This window comes from Lentilitoribacter sp. EG35, from assembly GCF_040784015.1.
Lineage (GTDB): Bacteria > Pseudomonadota > Alphaproteobacteria > Rhizobiales > Rhizobiaceae > Lentilitoribacter.
In genome coordinates, this window is record NZ_JBFNGQ010000014.1 from 19,046 (window position 1) to 43,777 (window position 24,732).

22 protein-coding genes and 1 pseudogene are annotated in these 24,732 nt (G+C 46.3%); 20 read left to right on the top strand and 3 right to left on the bottom strand.

Annotation, left to right across the window (positions count from 1 at the left end):
• Positions 1–26: 26 nt before the first annotated feature.
• Positions 27–1,604: an ABC transporter substrate-binding protein gene (locus tag AB2J24_RS18520; RefSeq protein WP_162654540.1), complete on the bottom strand. Its 1,578-nt coding sequence runs from the start codon at positions 1,602–1,604 to the stop codon at positions 27–29.
• Between the two features lie 113 nt (positions 1,605–1,717).
• A complete protein-coding gene (locus AB2J24_RS18525; protein WP_162654539.1) occupies positions 1,718–2,659 on the bottom strand; it encodes a LysR family transcriptional regulator in 942 nt (313 codons plus the stop codon).
• Between the two features lie 119 nt (positions 2,660–2,778).
• Between AB2J24_RS18525 and AB2J24_RS18530 the strand changes: the two genes are divergently transcribed.
• The 20 genes from AB2J24_RS18530 (at position 2,779) to AB2J24_RS18625 (ending at position 24,286) form a co-directional block, all read left to right on the top strand.
• Positions 2,779–4,416: an amidohydrolase gene (locus tag AB2J24_RS18530; RefSeq protein WP_367386589.1), complete on the top strand. Its 1,638-nt coding sequence runs from the start codon at positions 2,779–2,781 to the stop codon at positions 4,414–4,416.
• Positions 4,413–5,258, top strand: coding sequence for a CobW family GTP-binding protein (locus AB2J24_RS18535; RefSeq protein WP_367386590.1), 846 nt, complete (start codon positions 4,413–4,415; stop codon positions 5,256–5,258). Before AB2J24_RS18530 ends, AB2J24_RS18535 begins: the two co-directional genes overlap by 4 nt.
• 195 nt (positions 5,259–5,453) lie before the next feature.
• Positions 5,454–6,122, top strand: a complete 669-nt coding sequence (locus AB2J24_RS18540; RefSeq protein WP_367386591.1) for an IS6 family transposase — start codon at positions 5,454–5,456, stop codon at positions 6,120–6,122.
• 161 nt (positions 6,123–6,283) lie between these two features.
• The gene (locus AB2J24_RS18545) at positions 6,284–7,243 is read left to right on the top strand and encodes a sugar-binding transcriptional regulator (RefSeq protein ID WP_367386592.1); all 960 of its coding nucleotides are present in this window, start codon (positions 6,284–6,286) and stop codon (positions 7,241–7,243) included.
• Positions 7,244–7,268: 25 nt separating this feature from the next.
• Positions 7,269–8,714: an ABC transporter substrate-binding protein gene (locus AB2J24_RS18550; protein WP_162652969.1), complete on the top strand. Its 1,446-nt coding sequence runs from the start codon at positions 7,269–7,271 to the stop codon at positions 8,712–8,714.
• 143 nt (positions 8,715–8,857) lie between these two features.
• Positions 8,858–9,766, top strand: a complete 909-nt coding sequence (locus AB2J24_RS18555; protein ID WP_162652968.1) for a carbohydrate ABC transporter permease — start codon at positions 8,858–8,860, stop codon at positions 9,764–9,766.
• 9 nt (positions 9,767–9,775) lie between these two features.
• Entirely contained in the window at positions 9,776–10,633 is an 858-nt protein-coding gene (locus AB2J24_RS18560) for a carbohydrate ABC transporter permease (RefSeq protein WP_162652967.1), read from the top strand.
• Positions 10,633–11,760: an ABC transporter ATP-binding protein gene (locus tag AB2J24_RS18565; protein WP_367386633.1), complete on the top strand. Its 1,128-nt coding sequence runs from the start codon at positions 10,633–10,635 to the stop codon at positions 11,758–11,760. Before AB2J24_RS18560 ends, AB2J24_RS18565 begins: the two co-directional genes overlap by 1 nt.
• Entirely contained in the window at positions 11,757–12,881 is a 1,125-nt protein-coding gene (locus AB2J24_RS18570; RefSeq protein ID WP_367386593.1) for an ABC transporter ATP-binding protein, read from the top strand. The genes AB2J24_RS18565 and AB2J24_RS18570 overlap by 4 nt, the downstream gene beginning before the upstream one ends.
• On the top strand, positions 12,881–14,425 hold the full coding sequence (locus tag AB2J24_RS18575) for an FGGY-family carbohydrate kinase (RefSeq protein ID WP_367386594.1): 1,545 nt from the start codon (positions 12,881–12,883) through the stop codon (positions 14,423–14,425). The genes AB2J24_RS18570 and AB2J24_RS18575 overlap by 1 nt, the downstream gene beginning before the upstream one ends.
• A 7-nt stretch (positions 14,426–14,432) precedes the next feature.
• Entirely contained in the window at positions 14,433–15,476 is a 1,044-nt protein-coding gene (locus AB2J24_RS18580) for a 2-hydroxyacid dehydrogenase (protein ID WP_367386595.1), read from the top strand.
• Positions 15,477–15,510: 34 nt separating this feature from the next.
• Positions 15,511–17,028, top strand: a complete 1,518-nt coding sequence (locus AB2J24_RS18585; protein ID WP_367386596.1) for a glycerol-3-phosphate dehydrogenase — start codon at positions 15,511–15,513, stop codon at positions 17,026–17,028.
• Positions 17,025–18,047, top strand: a complete 1,023-nt coding sequence (locus AB2J24_RS18590) for a class II aldolase/adducin family protein (protein WP_367386597.1) — start codon at positions 17,025–17,027, stop codon at positions 18,045–18,047. The genes AB2J24_RS18585 and AB2J24_RS18590 overlap by 4 nt, the downstream gene beginning before the upstream one ends.
• Complete coding sequence (locus AB2J24_RS18595) at positions 18,037–19,302, top strand: FGGY-family carbohydrate kinase (RefSeq protein ID WP_367386598.1); 1,266 nt, start codon at positions 18,037–18,039, stop codon at positions 19,300–19,302. Before AB2J24_RS18590 ends, AB2J24_RS18595 begins: the two co-directional genes overlap by 11 nt.
• Entirely contained in the window at positions 19,299–20,138 is an 840-nt protein-coding gene (locus AB2J24_RS18600; protein WP_367386599.1) for a TIGR01459 family HAD-type hydrolase, read from the top strand. Before AB2J24_RS18595 ends, AB2J24_RS18600 begins: the two co-directional genes overlap by 4 nt.
• 251 nt (positions 20,139–20,389) lie before the next feature.
• The gene (locus tag AB2J24_RS18605; protein ID WP_367386600.1) at positions 20,390–21,322 is read left to right on the top strand and encodes a sugar phosphate isomerase/epimerase family protein; all 933 of its coding nucleotides are present in this window, start codon (positions 20,390–20,392) and stop codon (positions 21,320–21,322) included.
• 17 nt (positions 21,323–21,339) lie between these two features.
• Positions 21,340–22,356, top strand: coding sequence for a dihydroxyacetone kinase subunit DhaK (locus AB2J24_RS18610; RefSeq protein ID WP_367386601.1), 1,017 nt, complete (start codon positions 21,340–21,342; stop codon positions 22,354–22,356).
• Positions 22,353–22,967: a dihydroxyacetone kinase subunit DhaL gene (gene dhaL / locus AB2J24_RS18615; protein ID WP_367386602.1), complete on the top strand. Its 615-nt coding sequence runs from the start codon at positions 22,353–22,355 to the stop codon at positions 22,965–22,967. The genes AB2J24_RS18610 and dhaL overlap by 4 nt, the downstream gene beginning before the upstream one ends.
• Positions 22,968–23,018: 51 nt before the next feature.
• Complete coding sequence (locus AB2J24_RS18620) at positions 23,019–23,789, top strand: triose-phosphate isomerase (RefSeq protein ID WP_367386603.1); 771 nt, start codon at positions 23,019–23,021, stop codon at positions 23,787–23,789.
• A 20-nt stretch (positions 23,790–23,809) separates the two neighbouring features.
• Entirely contained in the window at positions 23,810–24,286 is a 477-nt protein-coding gene (locus AB2J24_RS18625; protein ID WP_162652956.1) for an RpiB/LacA/LacB family sugar-phosphate isomerase, read from the top strand.
• Here the strand turns inward: AB2J24_RS18625 and AB2J24_RS18630 are convergent.
• Positions 24,272–24,490 (bottom strand): annotated as a pseudogene (locus tag AB2J24_RS18630) (DDE-type integrase/transposase/recombinase); the annotation flags it as partial. The gene AB2J24_RS18625 and the pseudogene AB2J24_RS18630 overlap by 15 nt on opposite strands.
• Positions 24,491–24,732 lie beyond the last annotated feature (242 nt).

Below are 24,732 nucleotides of genomic sequence, written 5' to 3' on the forward strand. Positions count from 1 at the left end.
CGACGGCATTGGTGTTATGGTTCGGATCAGTCTTTCAAATAGACCTGGTCGTAGGGGGTCGACGAGGCCCAGATACCCATCGGCGGATTGCCGACTTTGGTGGAGAACACCGAGTGGTAGGGCAATGTGTTTGACCAATAGACAGGCAGATCTTCGGACAGGATTGACTGGAACTCTTTGTAAAGGTTGGCCCGCGCCTCCGGGTCGATCTCTTGGCCGGCAGCTTCCATCAGCTCATCGATGCGAGGGTTGGAATACTGTTGGGTATTCGACCAAATCACGCCCGGCTTGATGTTGGCGCTGGAATAGGTGCGATGCACACCGATTACCGGATCGCCCCAATTGAACACATTGTCCCAGGTCATATCAAAGTTGTGGTTCGAAATCGTCTTGGACCAGGTTGGGAAATCCACAAATGAGTTCACGGTGACATCGATACCAACTTTGGAAAGTGCCGACTTGGTATATTCTGCATGCGCCTTGACTGATTGGTTCACATAGTCAAGCGTCAGCGAAAAACGTGTGCCGTCAGACCCTTTTGGGAAACCCGCCTCGTCCAAAAGCGCATTTGCTTTGTCTAGATCCACGTCATAGCCATTTGCCGTTTCGTCATAGAACGGCGAACCCGGGTGAATACCAGTCTTAGCCTCTTCGGAGAACCCAAGCATCAGAGCCTTGATAATGAACTCTTTATCCAACGCATAGGCAATCGCCTGGCGGACCAATTTGTTACTCGTGGGCCCGTCCGACCCAGTGTTAAACGCCAACCAGGTGAGGGCGCCAATCGCCGAATAACCTTCGTTGGTTACAACCAGTTTGTCATTCTCGCTCATACGTTTGATGTTGCGTACTGCGCTTTCAAACGTGGACAGGTGCAGCTCGCCGTTTTCCAAACCGATGGTTCGGGCCGAAGCATCCTTGATGATGCGGTAGACAATCTGGTCCAGATAGGGGCGCCCATCCATGAAAAAGTCGTCAAACCGCTCAACAATAACGTGCTGATCTGGCACAAACGCGGTCAATTTAAACGGGCCAGACCCGACCACATCGGCGTTGTTGCGTGGGTGTGACTTGGCGTCCTGCCCGTCACCATAGATATGCTTGGGGATAATCGGCATCAACTGCGACGACATTGCCAGCAACAGCGCCGGATGCCGCTGCGACAGGCGGAGGATGGCGGTGTGTTCATCCGGTGTATCGACTGTTTCCACGACGCCGAACATTGTTTTAAAGGGGTGGTTTGCCTTGATGGTCGCAACCGAAAAGGCCACATCTTCCGAAGTGATCGGCGCGCCGTCGTGGAACACCGCATTTTCAACTAGCTTGAGCGTCATCGACAGCCCGTCATCTGACCATTCCCAGCTTTTGGCCAAATAAGGCTGTGGGGTCCAGTCTTCATCATAGCGAAGCGGAGCAGCAAACAGCTGCGCGCCGACGGCGCCCGTGATAATGCCAGATTGGACCGCGGGGTTCAGGTTGCGCGGTGTGTTGCGTAGCGTCGTGACAAGCGTGCCACCAGTCACCGGCTCATCGGCAATGCTCGCGGTGGAGGTCACCGCAAGTAGTGCAGCCATAATTACGAATTTCTTTAAGTGAGAACTCATAGGTTCATCTCCTTCCTGTTGACGAGATTTCAAGTCGTTATTCTCGATTATCCCTTGAGCCTAACAGCCACCCGTTCATGTGAATAATGTTCGTTTTACGGCTTATTGCTCGGTTATTCCAATGAATGATTGTACCGAAGCGACAGGGCCTCAAACGCACCCTCTGCTCTTAGCTTGAGGCAGTGATCAGCAAATCTGCGCACAACGCGGGGCTGACGCATCGCTGAAGGTCGAATAAGACCAAATTCACGATCGCGCAGACGGTCAATTATGGGTACCGCCCTAAATCCGCCATCGGCATGTGACAGGTTTCCGGCCCGTGCGTTAAGAATTGAAAAGCCAATCCCCGAGGCAACAAGTGTGCGGACCATCTCTGCCGAGCGCGTGTGATGCGCCACGATGACTTTAAGCCCTGCATCCTTGAGCAGGTTAACATAATAAGTCTTTGTCCGTTCAAGTTCCAGGTTCACCATCGGTCGGGTGCTTAGGTCTTTTAGGCTTACCCCCCGTTTCTGCGACAGCGGATCCCTGGAGGGCAGTAGGGCGTAATGCGGCAATGAAACCAATGAGTTAAACTGATGTGCTTCTGTTGTCACCTCTTCGTAACTAAAGGCGATATCGGCCAGCCCACTGTCGATGTGATCAATAACCGCGTCCATTGACCCCTCTACCAATTTAAAGGTAACGCCGGGGTATTCCTGCTGAAAACTCTCGATGGCGGCGGGGAGAAATCCGCTTGTCGCGCTGGCAAAACAAGCCAGTCTGACAGTTCCGACCAGGTTGCCACCTATGGCCAAAAGCTCAGTTTGAAACTCGTCAAACTCGCGAAGTATCTTCGAGATGAGTTTTAAACAATCCCACCCGGCTGGCGAGGGGTTGATCCCCTTAGATGGCACCCTCGAAAATAGGTCAAATCCCAGGCTCGCCTCCAGGGCTCCAATAGCACTGGCAATCGAACTTTCCGAGATATTCTGATCTTCTGCCGCGGCAGAAATTGAGCGTGTACGGCCCGCCGCTTCAACATATCGCAGCTGCTTGAGCGTCAGTGGTAGCATCGATTATTCCTCTTTTTTTTGGAGTTTAACCCATAGATTATAGTATTTTTATGGGTTTTGATCAACCGCTATGCTTAGGCAGTACAAACGCAAATGCATTGCTCAGGACATAGGCGCCAATGATCACAATATATAATGCCGCGAAGATACTGACCATGAATCCACAGCGCCCCGAAGCGACCCATGTCGCTGTGCGCGATGGTCGAATCCTAGGTGTTGGCAACCTGGCAGAGGTCTCGGGTTGGGGGGATTTTAAGCTTGATGAGCGTTTTGCGGAAAAGGTCTTGATGCCTGGACTTGTCGAAGCACATTGCCATCTGATGGAAGGCACCCTTTGGTCCCATACCTATCTTGGGTATTTTGACCGAATGGATCCTAGCGGCGCGGTCCAGGCTGGTTGCAAAACCATTCAGGCGGGCTTGGACAAGCTGGCGCTCGCCGAGCTGCCCCTTGCATCCGCAAACGAACCTTTGACGGCCTGGGGGCTTGACCCGATCTATTTCGGCAACGAGCGCATCAGCCGTCATCAGTTGGATGCAATCTCGTCAACCCGACCAATCGGGATCTTACACGCCTCGGGTCATAGTATGAATGTCAACACCAAAGCACTGGAATTGGCCGGGCTCTTGCGTGAAGGGTTGGAGCATGGCGGCATCCCCCTAGGAGACGACGGATTGCCCACCGGCGAGCTGAGAAGCCCCGAAATCATGGGGCTCGCCTCATCGCATGTCGGTCTTGCTCGCGAAATACTTGCCTGTGACGAGCCAGGCATGTGGCGGTTCGCACAACTCTGCATTCGGGCGGGCGTAACCACTGCCACCGATCTTGCCGCCCTACTTCCCGACGAGACAGTGGACATAATGCAACGGGTCACTGATGATCCGGCTTTCCCAGCGCGTATCGTGCCCTACCGGTTCCACCTTGGCGTCAACCCGGAGCGTTTGATCGAACATGTCCAATCCCTCGCCAAACGCACCACCGATAAGCTGCGTCTCGGCGGAATCAAAGTAACCGTTGACGGCTCGATCCAAGGTTTTACAGCCCGTATCCGCGCACCCGGTTACTTCAATGGGGCCCCAAACGGATTGTGGTACATCTCGATCGAACACCTAGAATACATCCTCGAAACTGCTCTGGCTAAGAACATTCATGTGCACCTGCACACCAATGGCGACCAAGCAACCGAGCTCGTGCTCGACACGATGGAAAAGGTGCTGCGCCGCGTGCCCTCTTCGGATCACCGCTTTACCCTGCAGCACTGTCAGCTTGCCGACACCGCGCAATTCAGACGGATGAAAAAGTTGGGTCTATGCGTGAACCACTTTGCTAATCACCACTACTATTGGGGGGACACGCATTACGCGCAAACCGTCGGCCCCGAGCGGGCCGAACGCATGAACGCCTGCGCCACAGCTTTGCGCGAGGGTGTGCCAATGGCCATCCATTCCGACGCGCCGATCACCCCCTTGGGGCCGCTATTCACCGCTTGGTGCGCCACGCAACGACTGACGTCATCGGGCCGGGTCTTGGGCGAGACAGAAAAAATCACACTGGGGCAAGCGCTTCATGCGGTCACAGTGGGCGCGGCTTATACGCTGAAGCTGGACGTTGAAATCGGCTCAATCGAGGTGGGCAAACGCGCGGATTTTGCCGTTCTGGACGATGATCCATTCGCCGTGGGTGCTGAGAGACTAAACGACCTGAGCATCTGGGGAACAGTTCTGGGAGGGCGGGTTTTTCCGGCCAATCCTCAATGACCCTGCCGCTGACCATCCTTGGTGGGTATCTGGGCGCCGGAAAGACAACGCTGATCAACCATTTGCTACGCAATGCCAACGGGCAGCGGTTGGGGATTCTGGTCAATGAATTCGGCGATCTGCCGATTGACGCCGATCTGATTGAGGCCGAAGATGACAATATTGTCTCGCTTTCCGGGGGGTGTGCATGCTGTTCATTTGGTGACGATCTCCTGGGAGCGATCCGCCGACTGAGCGAGCTTGAAACACCTTTGGACCACCTGCTACTTGAGGCCTCCGGCGTCGCATTGCCAGGTGCGATTGCCGCAAATATCAATTTAATCAGTGAAGTTAATGTGCAGAGTGTCGTTGTGCTTGTGGATGTCGAAACCCTACCTGAGCTACTGGCGAACGAGTATCTTTCTGATACGATCATCCTACAGCTGGTGGCCGCCGATATTGTTGTTCTAAACAAAACCGATCTAGTTACATCCGGTGATGTTGATGCCGCAAAAGGATTGATCCGGGCCCATGCCCCTGACGCGTCTGTTTTCCGATGCGCCGAGGCGCGTGTCGCCCCAGCACTTATTATGGCTGACTGCCACTTCAGGGATTACGTGCATGGTGGGGATCACCACTCTCACCTCACCGCGCAGAACCTTGACATGCGAACTGCTGTCAATCCGCAGGAATTCGCGCGCAAACTGGCCCAAGACAACACTGTTTTGCGTGCCAAGGGGCATATCTTGTCTGATCAAGACCATAGGAATTGGACGCTTCAGCTCGTCGGAAAAAGGTTCCATCTGTCCCTCTCCAAACGGCCCTCAACTCCTGGCGTTGTTGTCATACGTCTTCAGCCATAGGTGGCGCATTCGGCACGGGATAAAACCGATGCAAATTGGCAAGTATGCGCGCCACAACCGTCATAGCCGCACCCGCAGCGAAGTCACCGTTTGTCCGATATCTATGGATTCAGGTTCTGTCGCAAAATTTACGCACGGTTCATTTTGGTTTTGTATTAAGTCCTCAGCTAATTCAGTATGCAAGTTGAGGTTCTAATGATTGACTTTAAAGGCAGCCACTATCCCAAAGAGATGATTTTATACGCGGTGTTTTTCTATGCCAGATATGCTGTGTCCTATCGTGATCTGGAAGAAATCATGGCTGAGCGCGGTGTCGTGGTTGACCGCGCAACGCTAAACAGATGGGTGGTAAAGTATTCCTCGTTGATTGCTTGTGAAGCACATCGCCGGAAATCCGCAACCAATAGTTCGTGGCGAATGGACGAGACCTATATCAAAGTCAGAGGCAAGTGGATGTATCTCTATAGAGCAGTTGATAAACACGGGAAAACCCTTGATTTCAAGCTCTCTGAGCGCCGCGATGAAGCCGCTGCTACCAACTTTTTCAAACGTACGATCACGAATAATGGTTGGCCTGAAAAGGTTGTGATCGACAAGAGTGGTGCTAATTTTGCAGGATTACAAAACATGAATCTTTTATTGCTGTTGCATGGATGGTTCTGGCTAATTGATGTCTTGCAAGTCAAATATCTCAATAACATGATTGAGCAGGATCATCGCTTCATCAAGAAACTAAACTGCCCCATGAAAGGCTTCAAATCCTTTCAGTCCGCATCAGCAACATTGGATGGTATCGAGGTCGCTCATATGATCCAAAAGCGCCAATTTGGAACCAATGGTCAATCCGCATCACTCGCTGCATAATCGTTTCCAGCGATATCCCCTTAATAACCATTTGTAAAAATTGCGACAGAACCCTTGCGACACTACCGCCTATTGACTATATACAATTCAAAGATTGACAAAAATAACAATAACTGTAATAAATTACATAACGACTGAATTATTGTTAAAAGAGGTACAAATTGGCAGCTCCCGCAACCGCACGTCAGGATGAGGCTAGTCTAGCTGTAAGGGCTGCTTGGTTTCATTATGTTGGTGGTCTCAAACAATCTGACGTAGCTGATAAATTAGGTGTGACAAGCATCAAAGCGCATCGGCTTATCATGAGGGCAAATCAAGACGGCGCTGTTAAATTTATCATTGATGGTGAAATTTCGGAGTGTGTGTCGTTAGAAAATAGGATTTCTGAACGGTTTGGGTTGGATTATTGTGAAGTTGTTCCGAATGTTAATGACGACGATGTGCCGTTAGGTGTTCTGGGTGTCGCCGGGGCAAAGTTTTTACAGCGCGAAATTCATAGTGGTGAGCATGAACTTATTGGTTTGGGCCACGGTAGAACGCTTGCTTCGTGTGTGACACAATTGCCGAAATTAGATGCACGCAAAACACAATTTGTCTCACTGTTAGGTGGTTTGAATAAAAATTTCTCTGCCAATCCACACGATGTGATGCATCGTCTTGCTGAGAAAACAGGTGCGGATGCTTTTGTTATGCCAGTTCCCTTTTTCGCAAATTCTAAAGAAGATCGCGAAATTTTGTTGTCTCAGCGCGGCGTGACAGATGTGATGGCAATGGCGGCATTATCAAAGCTTAAATTCGTGGGCATTGGAGCAGTAGATCCGACTGCTCAATTGGTGGAGTCTGGTATGATTGCGCCAGAGGAGATCAATGATGTCGTTCGCGCAAATGGCGTGGGAGAATTGCTAGGCCATTTCTTTGACGAGAAGGGGCAGAATGTTGAAACCAATCTTACATCGCGAACTGTTTCAGTAGAGTTGGCAGATATGGAGAAAAGCAGAATTGTCGCCGTTGGTGGCGGTAATAGTAAGGCCCGTGCAATTGGGTCTGTTTTGATGAGTGGTCTTTTGAAAGGTCTCATCACCGATGAGCGCACTGCAAATGCGCTTCTAACTTTGGACTAATCCAAAAACACTGGGAGGAATAACAATGCATGAGAAAGAAAAGAATTTAATCAAAACATATGTTGATGGCAAAATAGATCGACGGTCTCTTATTCGTGGACTTGGTGTCATGGGTGTTACAGCTGCAACAGCTGGAACATTGTTAAATTCTGTTGCAACTGAAGCATTGGCTCAAAATGGCTTTGATTGGCAAAAGCACAAGGGTACGACAGTAAAATTATTACTGAACAAGCATCCATATGCAGATGCTATGATCGCCAACCTAGAGAATTTTAAAAAATTGACAGGAATAGAAGTTGAATATGACATCTTCCCTGAAGATGTTTATTTCGACAAAGTTACAGCCGCTCTTTCATCTGGATCATCAGAGTATGATGCATTCATGACAGGCGCCTACATGACTTGGACATATGGCCCTGCCGGATGGGTTGATGATCTAAATGAATTTATCAGTGATCCTGCGAAGACAAATCCTGATTACAATTGGGAAGACATGCTTGAGGGTGTTAGGGATTCATGTGCATGGAACGGCAAGCCAGGTGGTGAGCTTGGTTCTGATGATGCTAAACAATGGTGTATTCCATGGGGCTATGAGCAAAATAATCTTTCATACAACGCGCGTATGTTTAAGGCTGGTGGTTTATCTGTTCCTACAAACATGGACGAATTGGCAGACACAGCACTAAAAGCCAAGACTGATGGCATTGCTTCATATGGTATTGGTGTTCGTGGTTCCCGTTCATGGGCAACTATTCACCCCGGCTTTCTTTCCGGCTATGCGAACTTCGGTCAGAAGGATTTAAATGTTTCTGCAGATGGTAAGTTATCAGCTGCAATGAACACAGATGTATCTCGCGGTTTCCATTCTCAATGGGTGAAAATGATTCAAGATAGTGGTGCACCTGATTGGTCAACACATACTTGGTATCAAGCTGGAACCGATCTGGGTGCCGGTAAATCAGCAATGATTTTCGATGCTGATATTCTTGGTTACTTCATGAATGGTGGCGATAATGCGGAAGCTGGTAATCTTGCTTTCTCACCGTTCGCAGCTAACCCAGATGCAGATGCTCCGACACCAAATATTTGGATTTGGTCATTGGCCATGGCAACTGCTGGTAAGAAGAAGGATGCTACATGGTACTTTATGCAATGGGCTTCCGGGCCTGAGCACGGACTCTTTGGCGCAACGCAGATGGACTTTGTGAATCCTGTTCGTAAGTCTGTTTGGGCTAATACCGATTTCCGTGCCCGTTTGGATAAGAGCTATCCTGGATATGTGGAAATGCATGATCTTTCAGCACCGGGTGCGAAGATTCACTTCACAGCTCAGCCGCTATTCTTCGATTTGACAACAGAATGGGCAGCAACTCTTCAGAAAATGGTTGCGAATGAACTGCCAGTTGATGAGGGTCTCGATCAACTTGCTCAGAGTGTCGATAAACAGCTGATAGAAGCCGGTCTCGGTTAGTCCTCCCAAGAGGTTTCAGCAAACTGACTCATCCCGTTCTCTCCGCGGGGTGAGTCTTGAAATATAACGTCAAATTAATAAACTACTCCAGATCAACTCACCTAAGTTGGAGATGATCAGAGAATACCTGTGGGTGAATTACGATGTCAGTGCCAGCAAAATCGCGGTTCCATATCAATCGTCGATATCTTCCGTATCTATTAAGTCTTCCGGCTTTATTGACATGTATTGGTATACTAATTCCGTTTGTCACTGCTGTTATTTATTCATTGCAGCGTTATAGACTTTCCCAGCCGTGGGCTCAAAAGTTCAACTGGGGTGAGAACTATATAAATTTTCTTTCAGACACATCATTTTGGAACACTCTGAAAGTCTCTATGACCTACGCGACATTGACGGTTGGCATCGAGCTTTTACTAGGATTGGGCATTGCTTTGCTGCTGCAAAGGCGCAGTATGTTCAATAACTTCGTATCAATAATGTTGCTGATGCCACTTATGACAGCTCCCGCATTGGCTGCCTTGATGTGGAAACTGATGACAAATCCAGGCTTTGGGATTTTAAGTTATTTTGCGTCACTTCTTGGTTTTCCCGACATGAATTGGGCATCTGATCCGTCAACGGCGATGCTAACGGTAATTATTGTGGATGTCTGGGTCTATACCCCATTCATTATGATTTTGCTGCTTGCAGGATTACGTTCGCTCCCAAGGCAACCATTCGAAGCAGCAGAGTTGGATGGCGTTCCTCGTTTGTTTGTTTTCTGGAAAATTACCTTGCCAATGCTAACGCCATTTTTGCTTACTGCGACATTGTTCCGGGTTATAGAATCGATTCAACAGTTTGACATTATTTATGCGATGACGCAGGGCGGACCTGGGGATACTTTGACCGTCTTTCAGGTTGAGGCTTATTTGAACTTTTTCCAATCAACCAATGTTGGACGTTCTGCTGCGCTTATGATGATCTTATGGGCTATCACATATTTTCTATCAAATTTATTTATAAAAAATTGGCTCCGTTTGCGTGAAAAAGCACGCGGCGAAGCATAGGAGACGACAATGGATCAGGTCAGCACCATAGAACGAGTGTTACGCGGCATGGCAATTTCGCTGGTTATTATCTTTTTCATGTTTCCAATTCTTTGGATTTTTTTGATGTCATTTCAAACCAACGAAACCATACTTCAAATTCCACCAAAGTTGTTTTTTGAGCCAACCATTGTGAACTATAAGGGCCTTATAACCGGGCAGTTAGAAACAGCTGCGGGGTCACTTAAAATTGAGTTCATGGGTAACCTGTTTAACTCGCTTTTCTTATCAACTTCAGCTGTAATTGTAGGACTAATTCTAGGTGTTCCAGCGGCTTATGCGTTTGCCCGTCTCAAATTTAAGGGATCAGAAGATATAGCGTTTACATTGTTGTCGTTTAGATTTGCACCGCCTCTTCTAGTACTGCTTCCGCTTACGATTTATTTTCAGCAACTTGGATTGGCGGATACCTATGTGGGATTGATCTGGGTTTATCAGCTTATCGTACTTCCGCTTATTTTATGGATTGTACGCGGATATTTTGAGGATATTCCTGCTGATATTGAATATGCTTACCGTATTGCTGGCCACGGATTTTGGTCGACGTTCAGAAAAATAGCGCTCCCGCTAGCGGGGCCGGGAATAGCCGCCGCGGGTTTGCTGGCATTCATTTTTGCTTGGAATAATTTTATTTTTGCGCTTGTTTTAGCCTCCGCTGACAAGCAACCGGTAACGGTTGGTGCTCTCGCATTTATCACTGCTTCAGGCATCAATTATGGCCAAATAGCTGCCGGAATCGTTCTATCAATTACGCCAACTTTTGCATTGGCAATGTATGCTCAACGCTATCTTGTTGAAGGATTATCACTCGGCGCGGTGAAAGGGTAATTATGTCACTTAGTCTTGAAAATATTTCCAAGTCATTCAAAGACGATTTGGTTCTGGATCAGGTTTCTCTTTCGGTCGAAACTGGTGAAACATTGGTTCTTTTTGGTCCGTCGGGCGCAGGTAAAACAGTTTTACTTCGTCTTATCGCTGGCGTGATTGAGCCAGATGAAGGGACTATTGTTTTGAATGATGCAGATATGAGTGGCGTAGAGGCTGAGCATCGCGGCATTGGTATGGCGTTTCAAAATTTTGCATTATTCCCGCATATGGATGCGCATGCGAATATTGCGAGCCCGCTTACAGCCAGAAAACAACCCAAGAACGCTATAGATACGAATGTTCAAAAACTAGCAAAGTTATTGAAGATTGATCATGTGCTTGGTCACCAACCTAAAGAGCTGTCAAATGGACAAAAGCAGCGTACAGCGCTTGCCCGAGCTTTAGCAGGTGAACCTGCAATTTTGTTGCTTGATGACCCTTTGCGAAATGTGGATGCAAAACTTCGTTTCGAAATGCGCTTGGAGTTGCCAAGACTTTTAAAAGATCAAAATGCAACGGTCATTTATGTAACTCAAGATTATAAAGAGGCTATGGCTTTCGGGGATAATATTGCTGTTATGAGTGGTCATGGCATTCAACAGACAGGCACGCCTGAAGAAATTTATCTTAAGCCAGGAAATATCGAAACGGCACGGCTATTTGGCGATCCGGTTATAAACCTCATTGATGTTCAGCCAATGATGTCCGCAGGCAATATTCAGGTGAGAATATCAGAAACTCCAATACCCATAAATGCGGGATATTCAAAAGCGGTTAACACCGATTGTATTTTAGGAGTGCGGCCAGAAGCTTTAAGATTTGTGGAAAAGGGTACTCCAAATGCGTTTCCAATTACTGTTGAAGCTGAGACACCGCTAAATGAAAAGACTGTTAATTTAATGCGCACTGTAAATGGTCGCGAACTTATGTTGTCGCGTCCGGCGGGATCTCCTGGTCCGATAAATAAAGACGCTTATATCGCCGTTGATACGAGCGACATAATGCTATTTGAAAAAATGTCTGGCAATAGAATTGAGCCACTTGATGCGGCATCCCTATCTGCTGGTGAGCCAGGAGAAGTCGCATGAGTAACGTGATGTTAAGACTGGAAAATGTCGATAAATTCTACGGTCCGATTAATGTAGGTGTTCATGCTGTGAAAAACGTTAGCATGGAAGTAGCGAAGGGCGATATCATAGCCTTACTAGGCTCTTCGGGGTGCGGTAAGACGTCAACATTGAGAATGGTCGCCGGATTTGAATCCACAAGTCGTGGTAAAATTCACCTTGCTGGTCGTGAAGTTCAAAATTTGCGTCCTGTTTTGCGTAATGTTGCAATGGCGTTCGAAGGCTATTCGCTTTATCCTACGGTGACTATACGTGAGAATATAGCATTTGCTTTAAAGTCCACTAATCTTAGTGCATCAAGGGTTGCCGAAAAGGTCAAGGAGATTTCCGACATGTTGGAAATTTCGGATATTTTGGATCGATCTCCAACCTCAATTTCTGGTGGGCAACAACAGCGGGCATCCTTAGCGCGGGCATTGATAAGGGAAGCAGATCTATATTTGCTTGATGAACCAATGGGGCAGCTTGAGCCTCAATTGAGAACTCTCTTACGCGGTCGGATCAAACATTTCATTAAGGAGCGTGGTCAAACAGCTATCTTAGTAACCCATGATCAAACTGAAGCAAATGCTCTAGGCGATAAAATAGCCGTTATGGAAGATGGTGAAATGCAACAATATGCTAGCCCTGCCATAATCAAAGAAAAACCCGCAAATTTGTTTACAGGCACATTTGTAGGAGAGCCTCCCATGAATGTGTTTCCAGCAACCGCAACACTCGCAGAAAGCAACGTACATCTTCAATTAGATGGAGGTCTTTCACTTAGCTATCCGAAGTCTAAATTCTCGGAAGGCGTTCGTAAGAAATTGGTCGAAACAAAACATGTCATTGTTGGCGTTCGTCCATATGCAGTCAAACGAGGCGTCAATGGAGCTCAGGCAACTGTTGTTGCCAATCAATGGTTGGGCGACCAGAGCCATATCGCCGCGAATTTTGCAAATAGTACGATTGTTTTGGTTGAACATGATCGAGCTGTTGTTAATGAGGGGGAGAAAATTGGGATTGAGCTTGAGCCATCTGATCTTCATATTTTCGATCCAAAGTCAGGACATGCATTAAGTCATGGGCAGGATATTGCGTGATGCCCAAAGATGTATTGATCGGAATTGATGCAGGGACTTCGGTCATAAAGTCGGTGGCTTTTGACCTTTCTGGAAAACAGATAGCGGTAGCTTCCACGCCGAATATCTACACAACCAGATCAGATGGCGCAGCTTTTCAATCACTCAGGAAGACCTGGGATGATTGTGCTACAACCTTACGTATGCTTGGCGAAAAAGTGCCTAATCTTGCACAAAGAACCGTAGCCGTGGCTGTCACTGGACAGGGTGATGGGACATGGCTCGTGGGTGAAGATAACGAACCGGTTACTGACGGCTGGATTTGGCTAGATGCTCGCTCGACACCTGCCGTTGATCGCTTGAGTACGCTGGAAACAGACAGGGCGCGATTTGAGGCCACGGGAACTGGACTGAATTGCTGCCAAATGGGTAGTCAGCTTTCTCACATGCTAGCGACAACACCGGAATATCTTGACAAGGCAGAGGTCGCGCTTCATCCAAAAGATTGGCTTTATCTTAAGTTAACGGATATCCGCGCAACAGACCCATCGGAAGCCTGTTTCACTTTCGGCAATTTTCGTACGAGAGATTATGATGAAACAGTTATCGATGCGCTGGACCTTTCATCATATCGTCATCTACTTCCTGAGATTATTGATGGAACACAGACCCATCACGTTCTCACTGCAAGTACCGCTCGTGAAACGGGTTTGTTACCGGGCACACCTGTTGTTCTGGGTTTTGTTGATGTTGTATGCACCGGGCTTGGTTCTGGTGTGTTTACAGGTCAAGAAGATGTTGGCTGTTCGATACTTGGTTCCACCGGTATGCATATGCGTGCAAAGCTGAGTAACGATGTTATTTTGGGTAAAGAAGCTACCGGGTATGTCATGGTGCTGCCCATACCTGACATGGTATTGCAAATTCAATCCAATATGGCGGCCACTCTGAATATCGATTGGTTGCTGAAATTAGCCTCAGATTTGATATCGAATTTCGGCAATGAAATCGATCATTCGACCTTGGTTAAGTCGATAGATGGCTGGCTTGAAGAAAGCCAACCAGCATCTTTGATGTATCATCCATATATATCAGAAGCTGGAGAAAGAGGTCCATTTATCAACCCCTTTGCGCGCGCTTCATTCCAAGGGCTCAATAGCTCACACCGTTTTCCTGATTTGCTTCGTGCAGTTATTGAAGGTTTAGGGTTAGCCTCTCGTGATTGTTATAGCGTAATGGGTCAATTGCCTAAAGAGATCAGGTTAACAGGTGGAGCTGCAAAATCTATAGCTTTGCGGCATATCATATCATCTGTTCTCAATTCTCCGGTCAGGTATTCAGATCGTGAAGAAGCTGGTGCGGCTGGCGCTGCGATGATGGCAGCCGTTTCAATCGGTATCTATGATGATATGCACTCATGCATAAAGGAATGGGTTAGCCCATTGCTTGGTAATATCGAATTTCCAGATAGCACACTCAGTGCGACCTACGACAAATTGTTTAATGCCTATCGAGCGCACAGAACGTCGTCTGAGCCCATTTGGCAAGAACTAGCTAAATTATAGGAGTAGTATGTTGACTAAAAGCATTGCAATTATCGGTGATCATTTCATGCTACCAGACGTCTTTGAAGAAAAAATCAAGGCGCTTTGCGGTGATAAAGTTACGACGAACTCAACAAAAAGTAACTGGCCAAATGAGCCGATGGAACATGGCTATGCTGTCAAAGGCATGGATGGTTTGAAGGAATATTTCGGCACAGCAGATCAAGTTGTTGATTTCGTTGGCGATGCGGATATTTTAGTCACTCAACTCGCGCCGATGTCCCGATCAATGTTTGAGCAATTGCCATCATTGAAAATGATCGCAGTTTCACGAGGTGGCCCGGTTAACATCGATATGGCTGCTGCTAAAGACCACAATGTACTCGTTGTAAATACACCTGGTCGAAATGCATCTGCCGTTGCCGAATTTACGATAGGAGCAATATTAGCTGAAACTCGCAAAATCAGAGAAGGACACGAAGACCTTCGGACGGGAAATTGGCGAGGGGACCTTTACCGCGCTGACCTTACCGGCCGCGAACTGAATGAAATGACTGTGGGTGTTATTGGATACGGTAATATTGGTACTAAGGTTGTACGAATACTTCGCGCCTTCGGCTGCAAAATAGTTGTTCATGATCCCTATATCCAATTATCAACCGACGACATAGAAGCAGGTGTTGAACTCGTTTCGTTGAATAATCTACTGTGTGAAAGCGATGTCATAACAATTCATGCGCGGGTAACTGATGAGACCCGGCATATGATGAATGCTGAAGCATTCGAAAAAATGAAAAAAGGATCTTTATTTGTAAATACGGCCAGAGGGCCTTTGTGCAATTATGATGATCTATACGACGCGTTAACAAATGGGCATCTGGGTAGCGCGATGTTGGAGACATTTTCGGTTGAGCCACCTCCCGCAGATTGGGACTTGCTTAAACTTCCTAATGTAACATTAACCCCACACATTGCTGGCGCATCTGTTCGCACTGTCACCTATGCAGCAGAACAAGCTGCGGAAGAAGTGCGCCGATATGTGGCTGGCGAACCGCCCAGAAACCCATGTTGAAAATTATGTCTCAACAACAATCCCGAGTCAGCACATGAGTAATACGGTCGATCTGTTCATCATTGGCGGCGGCATTAATGGCGCTGGTATTGCGCGAGATGCTGCCGGCAGGGGGCTGTCGGTTATGTTGTGTGAGAAGGATGATTTAGCGCAAGGAACTTCATCTCGTTCTGGAAAACTTGTTCATGGTGGGTTGAGATATCTGGAATATTACGAATTTAGACTTGTTCGCGAAGCTTTAATTGAAAGAGAGGTTCTTCTGAATGCCGCTAGCCATATCATTTGGCCAATGCGTTTTGTATTGCCTCACAGCCCCAATGATCGGCCAGCTTGGTTGGTTCGTTTGGGCCTGTTTTTATATGATAATTTGGGTGGGCGTAAAAAATTACCGGGAACCCGCTCATTAAATTTACACAATGATCCAGAAGGCTCACCCATCAAGGATGGGTATAAAAAAGGGTTTGAATATTCGGATTGCTGGGTAGATGATGCTCGTCTTGTTGTTCTAAATGCTGTGGATGCCGGGCGGCTTGGTGCGCAGATATTAACACGAACTGTTTGCACATCTGCAAGACGCGATGGGAACGTTTGGAAAATTGAGATAACAGACGCACATTCAGGTGAAACCCGGACGATTACATCAAAAATTCTTATCAATGCTGGCGGACCTTGGGTAAATGACATTATTAATCGCGTAACTGGCACGAATTCGCGTAGAGCTGTTCGGCTCGTAAAAGGCAGCCATATTGTTGTGTCGAAATTTTGGGATGGGTCACATGCGTATCTCGTTCAAAATCATGATAAGCGCGTAATTTTCATCAACCCATATGAGGGCGATAAAACCTTGATAGGAACGACAGATATTAGTTATGAGGGGCGCCCGGAAAACGTAGAGGTTGCAGATTCAGAGGTTACATATCTAGTCGATGCGGTGAATAGGTATTTCAAACAACAACTTACCAAAGACGATGTATTGCAGAAATTTTCCGGTGTTCGCCCACTATATGATGATGGTAATGGAAACCCCAGTGCTGTTACACGTGATTACTTGCTTGACTTGGAAGAGGGTTCAGGAGCGCCATTGCTGAATATATTTGGCGGAAAAATAACGACATTTCGTAAACTTGCTGAGCATGCGATTGAAAAATTACATCCGTTTTTTCCTGATATGAAAAAAGCCTGGACTGCTGATCAGCACTTGCCAGGTGGTGATATTCCCAATGCTGATTTTGAGGAGTTTTTGAGCAAGCTTGCATTGAGATACCCTTGGATGCAAAAGTCTCTTTTAACTCATTATGCAAGGCTTTACGGCACGCTTACTCATAAAATAATTGGCGGCGCAAACTGCATAGGGGATCTTGGTCAAAAATTTGGGCCAGACTTGTATGAAGCTGAAGTGAATTACCTTTGTGAAAATGAGTGGGCTCAAACTGCCGAAGATATTTTACATCGCCGAACTAAGCATAATTTACATATGACAGATCGTGAAAAGAACGGATTTATTGCTTGGTTTGATGAACGTGAAAACGAGCGCAAAAAGGAAATCTTATGAGCTTAGAGCTTACCCGGCCGCATGATATTAGTGAGTTGATTGAGTATTCAGCAGAAGTTGGTGCTAACCCGCTTTTAATACAAGGTGCTGGCGGTAATACATCCGTCAAAGAGGGTAATGTTATGTGGATAAAGGCATCGGGCACGTTATTGGCTGATGCTAAATCGAAAGATATTTTTGTTGCAGTCGACCTTCCCGAAATGCGATTGGCACTTGATAACAATGAACCTCGATCAGATCGACCCGCTGAATTTACTATCGGCAAGGGTGTGCTACGACCGTCCATCGAAACAAGTTTACACGCGGTTTTCAAGCAACGGATTGTCATACATGTCCACTGCGTACAAACAATTGCACATGCCATTCAACAGAATGGTAAAAATTTAATCTCACAAAAATTAGCTGGCTTAAATTGGTGTATGGTTTCTTATCAGAAGCCGGGTGCAAATTTAGCACAGGAAGTAAAAGCTGCACTTAAAGAAGATACAGACGTAGTCATCCTAGCTAATCATGGTCTTCTTGTTGCTGCTGATAGTGTGATTGATGCTGCTCGCTTACTTTCAAAAGTCGTGACTGCTCTAACAGTTAAACCGGATAAACGTCACAAACCAAACTTGGCTGGGTTGAGAGATGTGTGCCCTCAAAAATATCAAGTATTACCCGAGGAACACATTATTCACCAACTCGCTCTTGGACCAGATCGTGTCCGATTATCAACGGGAGGAAGCCTTTACCCTGACCATGTTATCTTCTGTGGAGTGGGAGCTGCATGTATGAACATTGAGGACGTGTCAAAAATTGATCTGGATATTGCCCCGGTGTTTGTCATCGTGCCAGAAAAAGGTGTTCTTGTTCGCCAAGATGCGAGCGAGGGGGCTTTCGCGCTCATACAATGTCTTGCAGAGGTTATACTTCGAACACCCATTGACGCGAGATTAAATTATTTGACTGAAGAACAGAATTTTGAACTTCTTGATTGGGATGCCGAAAAATATAGGCAAGCGATGAATGCGAAGTAATGCACTCTTTACTGGACTAGATATTGGAACATCCGGAGCTCGCGCCACTGTAATTGATTTCGCTGGAAAAGTTGTATCGGATGGGCAGTGCGCAATGTCCAGCGCTGGACCTGACTATCGTGATCCTTATGTTTGGTTAAAGGCTGCCAAGTCTGCTCTTGCCATTGCATTTGCTGATATTGATACAAGCCGCATCGCTTCAATTAGTGTGGATGGCACATCGGGCACGATGTTACCAATTGATAAAAACGGTGCTCCTTTAGCAAAAGCGAGCATGTATAATGATCCATGTACGGATACTCAGATTTTAGAAAAAATTTCTGAAAATGCGCCAATTACAAGTGCAGCACATGGAGCAACAAGTGGACTGGCACGAGCGTTATCTTTTTGCCAAGAACTTGATGCTTACAAGATTATTCATCAGGCAGATTGGATTGCAGGTCAGTTATGTGGAATTTACACTAGCGACGAAAACAATTCATTGAAAACCGGTTACGACCCGGTTGAGGGCAGGTGGCCTCATTGGATTGAGAATGTGGGTCTTGATCTTGATAAGCTTACGTCTGTCGAAGAACCAGGTTGTGCAATCTCGCATGTGACTTCGGATTTTGCTTCGGAATTCGATCTCTTGCCTCATGTTGTTGTTGTCGCAGGAACGACGGATGGGTGCGCTTCATTCCTTGCAACGGGGGCTGAAGATGTAGGTGACGGTGTGACAGCCTTGGGGACAACTCTTACTATAAAATTACTATCCGAGAGCCCCATTTTTTCTCCAGAGAATGGAATTTACAGCCATAAAATATTAGGGAAATGGTTAGCTGGTGGCGCGTCGAATAGCGGAGGGAATGTTCTACTTAGCCATTTTGATGCATCTCAAATTGTTGCGCTGTCCGAGGAGATAAATGCAGAAGTAGATAGTCCGTTAGATTACTATCCATTATCTAAAGTGGGTGAGCGCTTTCCCATTGCTGACCCCAAACTTCCTCCTCGCCTAACCCCTCGTCCGGCATGTGAAAGCGAATTCTTAAAAGGTATTTTGCAGGGTATGGCAGAAATTGAAAGGTTGGGTTACAGCCGTCTTTCTGCGCTTGGTGGACCAGAACTATCAACTGTTCGAACTGTGGGTGGTGGTTCCAAAAACAAGGTTTGGGCTCGGCTTAGAGAGAGAAAGCTTAAAGTGCCTATGCTCATGCCGAATAGTGATGAAGCTGCCTATGGAACAGCATTACTGGCTCGAAAAGGAGTCAATAAATGAGTCCAGAAAATGCTACTTTATCCAGTTTGATGGAGCAATATGATGCATTTGTTCTGGACCAGTTTGGTGTGCTTCTCAACGGCGACGGTATTTACCCTTGTGCACCCCAAGCAGTAAAAAGGCTTAGTGAAGCGGGTAAACTGATATTAATGCTGTCTAATTCAGGAAAACGCGCACGCTCAAATGAAGCTCGATTAACCGACCTAGGTTTCGATCGTAACGATTACTATGGTGTTCTCTCATCTGGTGAAGCTGCATACAAGTTTATGAGTGAGCGAATTGGAGCTGAAATAGCGGCAGGAACTGCTGTGTTTATTCTATCTCGTGATCAAGATACATCAAGCATCGATGGGTTAGATTTAGTGCAAACTCTAGATGTAAACCGTGCCGGATTAATTATCCTCGCAGGGTGCTCGGATGATGGCCTTGAGCTGGGCCACTACGAAAAATTGTTTAGACGTGCGGCTGAAAAAGACATTCCATGCATCTGTACAAATCCAGATATCATGATGTTAACAGGCAACGGGGTACGATTTGGAAATGGCCAGATAGCTAAACTTTATGAGCGAATGGGTGGTCAGGTGGAATGGATAGGAAAGCCACACCCGCTTATATATAAAATGGCCCAACAGATATTAGCTGATCGCGGAGCAAAAAATGTAATTTGCATTGGAGATAGCCCTGAACATGATATTTCAGGTGGCAAAGGCGCTGGATATTCGACCGCATTGGTACGAACTGGCATCCACGAATCTGACCCCCTTGCGCATGTATTAGACCTCTGCGCGGAACTTAATTCCGTTCCAGATTATATTATACCAAAATTTGAATTTTAAGAACAAGGTCAATTATTTTAACATATCCTTTAATTATTTGAAAAATATGCAGAAAATAGGTCGTAAATGCTGATGGTCGCTTTGCAAAAAATATTATGGGCAGGAGAAGTGAAAACTCTGATTGCATGCATAATGATGCCAGAAAGCCCTGCAGTTTTTCGCTGAATTGTGTTACAAATAAATGAAGTAAAACTGTTGCAGTTCTGGGCTGCATTTTTAATGAAATTGACGTTTAAAACTGGAGACTAAAATTGAGTTTTACCCTCTCTTTAAACACCAACCCACTGGTCAATAGATTTGCCGAACCAGACGATTTAATTGATGTTGTAGCCCGACAATTGAAAATTCGTGACCTCCAATTAACACATGAATTTATCAATCCAAGTTGGCAAGTCGAGACGATTAAGCGCCTTACCAAGCAAATGAATTCAGCGTTAAATCGTACTGGAGTTAAAGTTACCAGCGGCATGACAGGGCCTTATGGTCGGCTCAATCATTTTGGTCATCCCGATGCCGATGTAAGGCAGTATTACGTGAACTGGTTTAAGACATTTGCGGATATAATAGCGGAGCTTGGCGGAACTTCGCTCGGAACACAATTTTCAATCTTCACTTACAAAGATTTTGATGATGTTCACCGACGTGAAGAACTCATCAAGATAGCACTCGATTGCTGGTCAGAGATTGCTGATCACGGACAAAAGGCCGGGTTGAAATTTATCTTTTGGGAGCCGATGTCAATTGGTCGCGAATTTGGCGATACAATAACATCTGCCCTAGCGTTACAAAGCCGGATTTCGAATTTGAATATGAGTATTCCGATGTGGATGATGGCAGATATCGATCATGGAGATGTAACAAGTTCCAATCCAGATGATTACGATCCTTATGCCTGGGCAAGGGCTGTTCCAAAAGTATCGCCGATAATCCATATCAAGCAGTCACTGTTGGACAAAGGTGGGCATCGTCCATTCACATCCGAATATAATGCAAAAGGCCGCATCCAACCTGAGCCACTTATTGAGGCATTTGAAAAGGGAGGAGGGGTGAATAATGAGATTTGTCTTGAACTATCCTTCAAAGAAAGAGAGCCAGATGATCGTGCCGTTATTCCCCATATAGCAGAATCGATCGCATTTTGGGCGCCATATATCGATACTGGTGCTGGCGATTTAAACATTTAGCGTGGTGAGAATAGATTATGATAAGTAAGAAGATTATCAATAATGGGGATGATGCGGTTGATGAAATGCTCGAGGGTTTTCTTCTTGCGCATCCTGATGTCGTTGAACAAGTGGAAGGTTCTCCGCGTTCTATCGTTTCGAAAAGCAAAAGAGCTAATGGCAAAGTAGGACTGGTGATCGGCGGAGGGTCTGGTCATGAACCAACATTTCTAGGCTTTGTTGGAAAAGGGCTTGCAGATGCTGCCGCTATTGGAAATGTTTTTGCATCCCCGCCGCCACAGCCAATTATTGAATGCGCAAAAGCCGTTAATCAGGGCGCTGGCATACTCTTTATGTATGGAAATTATGCCGGCGATGTTATGAATTTTGATATGGCAGCCGAGATGCTTGAGTTGGAAGGGATTGAAGCTCGCACGGTTCTTACAACAGATGATATAGCCTCAGCGCCAATCACAGAGCGTGAAAATAGGCGTGGTGTGGCTGGCAATTTTTTTATATTCAAGGCGACTGGCGCTGCTTGCGATTTAATGTATTCGTTTGATGATGTTGAACAATTAGCGCAAAAGGCAAATGCCAGAACATTTACGATGGGTGTTGCTACTAATCCATGTTCCCTACCTCAAACACTGCGTCCTAATTTTGAAATTGGACCTGATGAGATGGAAATCGGAATGGGCATTCATGGCGAGCCCGGAGTTCGCCGTGACACGTTGCGCAGTGCCGATGAAATAGCTGACGAAATTATGGATGCTATTTTGGCGGAAATGAGTGCTTTACCGGAGGATAAAGTATGTGTCCTGGTCAACTCGTTAGGTGCGACACCGTTGATGGAATTATATATATTAAATCGACGTGTGAATGAACGCCTTATAGCTGCTGGTTTGCAAATTCACCGGACGTGGGTTGGCCCCTATTGTACCTCAATGGAAATGGCGGGCGCTTCAATATCCGTAATGCATCTGGATTCAGAACTTGAGAAATTAATCGATCATCCGTGTCGGTGTGCGGGGTTTGCTACTGGTGAATTATCATGAGCACAGTTGATTGTGAAAAAATGATCGGAATATTTTCTGCAATTTCTACCAAAATGACGCAGGAGCGAGATTATCTGTGTGAGCTTGATGGTGCAATCGGAGATGCAGATCATGGGATCTCAATGGCCGTTGGTTTTTCGGCTGTTAGTGATGCATTAAGTGAACTTAATTTTGACTCAATTTCTCTGACCGATGTTTTGAATGAGGCAGCCAAAAGTTTTTTAAATGCGGTCGGCGCTTCCACAGGCCCCCTATATGCAACCGCATTAATGCGAGCGGGTAAATGGGCAGCCAGGCGCTATGAGGTTCAAAATGAAGAATTACCCGAATTGCTTATCGCAATGTCAGAGGGAATAGAACATCGCGGAAAGGCAAAGGTTGGCGATAAAACGATGTTTGATGTCTGGAGCCCAGTAGCGGCGGCGGCAAAATACAACGCTTCTCATGAAAAAATCATTGAAATAGCGAATGCCGCAATGAAAAAGACTGCTGATATGACAGCTAAGTTAGGGCGTTCTGCCCGACTGGGGGAAAGAAGCATCGGTCATATTGATCCCGGTTCTGCATCCGCAGCAATGATAATTTCGGTCATTTTGACTGAACGAAATTGAAAATGATGTTTGAAAGTAATTTAGATTTTACAAACACGAGGAAGTTTGCACATGGTTGAGGGTAAAAAACTCTGGATCGGAACCAGTTGGAAAATGAACAAGACTCTGGAAGAAGCATTGGTTTTTACCGATGGTTTTCTCGAGCACGAAGCAACAATTAATCCTAAAATCCAGACATTTGTTATACCTCCATACACTTGTACCAGAGAGGTCGCGCGCGCGTTAGATAGCAGTCCGGTTAAAGTCGGCGCACAAAATATGCATTGGGAGGATCAAGGCGCATGGACTGGCGAAGTATCGGCACTTATGCTGAAGGATTGTCAACTTGACATTGTTGAATTGGGTCATTCTGAGCGGCGGGCATTTTTTAATGAAACCAATGAAACCGTTGGATTGAAAACAAAGGCAGCTGTTCGTCATGAACTTATTCCACTTATTTGCATCGGTGAAACACTTGCGGAAAGAGAAAGCGGGCAATCAGACTCTGTGCTGGAAAGGCAGGTTCGAGCGGCACTTGAACCTTTAGAGGGGGACGAAAGAGATGCTCCCATTTGGTTAGCCTACGAACCGGTTTGGGCTATCGGTGCAAATGGTATTCCGGCAACATCTGATTATGCCGATATAAGGCAGGAAAAAATTATATCTGTCGCGAGTTCAATATTAGGACGGAAAATCCCCTGTCTTTACGGCGGTTCAGTTAATCCAGATAATTGTGCTGAGCTTGTATCTTGTTCAAATATCGATGGTCTTTTTATTGGACGCTCCGCTTGGAACGTTACTGGTTACATCGATATTCTTCAACGGTGTTCAAAAATTATCTGAGATAAGAAAGGTCTAGGATTATGAAAATTGCGATAGCTGGAGATAGTGCTGGAATTGGGTTGGCAAAAATACTAGCGGATCATCTATCTGGAAAATTTGATGTAGAGGAAATTTCCATACCAAATGATGGCAGTGGGGAGTTCTACGCAAACTTATCTGATCGAGTAGGTTCTGCGGTGATAAATGAAGAATATCAAAAAGCAATTTTGGTTTGTGGAACGGGAATAGGTGTCTGCATATCTGCTAATAAAGTGCCTGGAATTCGGGCGGCGCATTGTCATGATGCATATTCTGCCGAACGCGCTGCGCTTTCCAATAATGCTCAAATTATAACCATGGGAGCTCGGGTAATCGGGCCTGAACTAGCAAAAACAATTGCAGATGCATTTTTATCAAAAGAGTTTGATGTCAATGGACGGTCTGCCCAAAATGTGGATGCGATCAATGATGTTGACAAGAGCTATAGAACATCATCACAAGCCCATGACGACCCTTAGTTCGCCAAACTGGGCAACCAGTCTTGGGAAAAAGCGCTTTGCTGCCATGGCATTACGGCGTGTTTGCACCAGAATGTTTAGCACGTCACCATCCGCGTCGATCGCACGCCGCAACCAGAGCTTCTTGCCACGGATCGTAATCACGACTTCGTCTATATGCCACTTGTCGTTCGGCCGCGGACGATCGCGCCTAATGCAATCTGCATTCCAACAATTTGCCGCGCTCGCTGGATAATTGTGTCTGCAAATAGGATAAATTTACCCTGCAACAAACTTTGCGACACTACCCTTGATGCTGGGCAAGACTGCAAAATTATTCTTCGCATTTGACTACAAGATGCGGAGATCTGAAACAACTTGGCAATATCCTCAGCCGCACTCGACCCCATTAGGCCATGAAGGAGATGTAAAAAGAGTGAAACTAATTGTGTGAAGTTGTAATAAAT

What these genes read in the sequence shown, in the direction of transcription:
- AB2J24_RS18595 (WP_367386598.1), top strand. Translation starts at nt 18,037, where the DNA reads ATGCGAAGTAATGCACTCTTTACTGGACTAGATATTGGAACATCCGGA.
- AB2J24_RS18540 (WP_367386591.1), top strand. Translation starts at nt 5,454, where the DNA reads ATGATTGACTTTAAAGGCAGCCACTATCCCAAAGAGATGATTTTATAC.
- AB2J24_RS18520 (WP_162654540.1), bottom strand. Translation starts at nt 1,604, where the DNA reads ATGAGTTCTCACTTAAAGAAATTCGTAATTATGGCTGCACTACTTGCG.
- AB2J24_RS18570 (WP_367386593.1), top strand. Translation starts at nt 11,757, where the DNA reads ATGAGTAACGTGATGTTAAGACTGGAAAATGTCGATAAATTCTACGGT.
- dhaL (WP_367386602.1), top strand. Translation starts at nt 22,353, where the DNA reads ATGAGCACAGTTGATTGTGAAAAAATGATCGGAATATTTTCTGCAATT.
- AB2J24_RS18600 (WP_367386599.1), top strand. Translation starts at nt 19,299, where the DNA reads ATGAGTCCAGAAAATGCTACTTTATCCAGTTTGATGGAGCAATATGAT.
- AB2J24_RS18580 (WP_367386595.1), top strand. Translation starts at nt 14,433, where the DNA reads ATGTTGACTAAAAGCATTGCAATTATCGGTGATCATTTCATGCTACCA.
- AB2J24_RS18620 (WP_367386603.1), top strand. Translation starts at nt 23,019, where the DNA reads ATGGTTGAGGGTAAAAAACTCTGGATCGGAACCAGTTGGAAAATGAAC.
- AB2J24_RS18625 (WP_162652956.1), top strand. Translation starts at nt 23,810, where the DNA reads ATGAAAATTGCGATAGCTGGAGATAGTGCTGGAATTGGGTTGGCAAAA.
- AB2J24_RS18530 (WP_367386589.1), top strand. Translation starts at nt 2,779, where the DNA reads ATGATCACAATATATAATGCCGCGAAGATACTGACCATGAATCCACAG.
- AB2J24_RS18585 (WP_367386596.1), top strand. Translation starts at nt 15,511, where the DNA reads ATGAGTAATACGGTCGATCTGTTCATCATTGGCGGCGGCATTAATGGC.
- AB2J24_RS18575 (WP_367386594.1), top strand. Translation starts at nt 12,881, where the DNA reads ATGCCCAAAGATGTATTGATCGGAATTGATGCAGGGACTTCGGTCATA.
- AB2J24_RS18560 (WP_162652967.1), top strand. Translation starts at nt 9,776, where the DNA reads ATGGATCAGGTCAGCACCATAGAACGAGTGTTACGCGGCATGGCAATT.
- AB2J24_RS18610 (WP_367386601.1), top strand. Translation starts at nt 21,340, where the DNA reads ATGATAAGTAAGAAGATTATCAATAATGGGGATGATGCGGTTGATGAA.
- AB2J24_RS18535 (WP_367386590.1), top strand. Translation starts at nt 4,413, where the DNA reads ATGACCCTGCCGCTGACCATCCTTGGTGGGTATCTGGGCGCCGGAAAG.
- AB2J24_RS18555 (WP_162652968.1), top strand. Translation starts at nt 8,858, where the DNA reads ATGTCAGTGCCAGCAAAATCGCGGTTCCATATCAATCGTCGATATCTT.
- AB2J24_RS18550 (WP_162652969.1), top strand. Translation starts at nt 7,269, where the DNA reads ATGCATGAGAAAGAAAAGAATTTAATCAAAACATATGTTGATGGCAAA.
- AB2J24_RS18525 (WP_162654539.1), bottom strand. Translation starts at nt 2,659, where the DNA reads ATGCTACCACTGACGCTCAAGCAGCTGCGATATGTTGAAGCGGCGGGC.
- AB2J24_RS18590 (WP_367386597.1), top strand. Translation starts at nt 17,025, where the DNA reads ATGAGCTTAGAGCTTACCCGGCCGCATGATATTAGTGAGTTGATTGAG.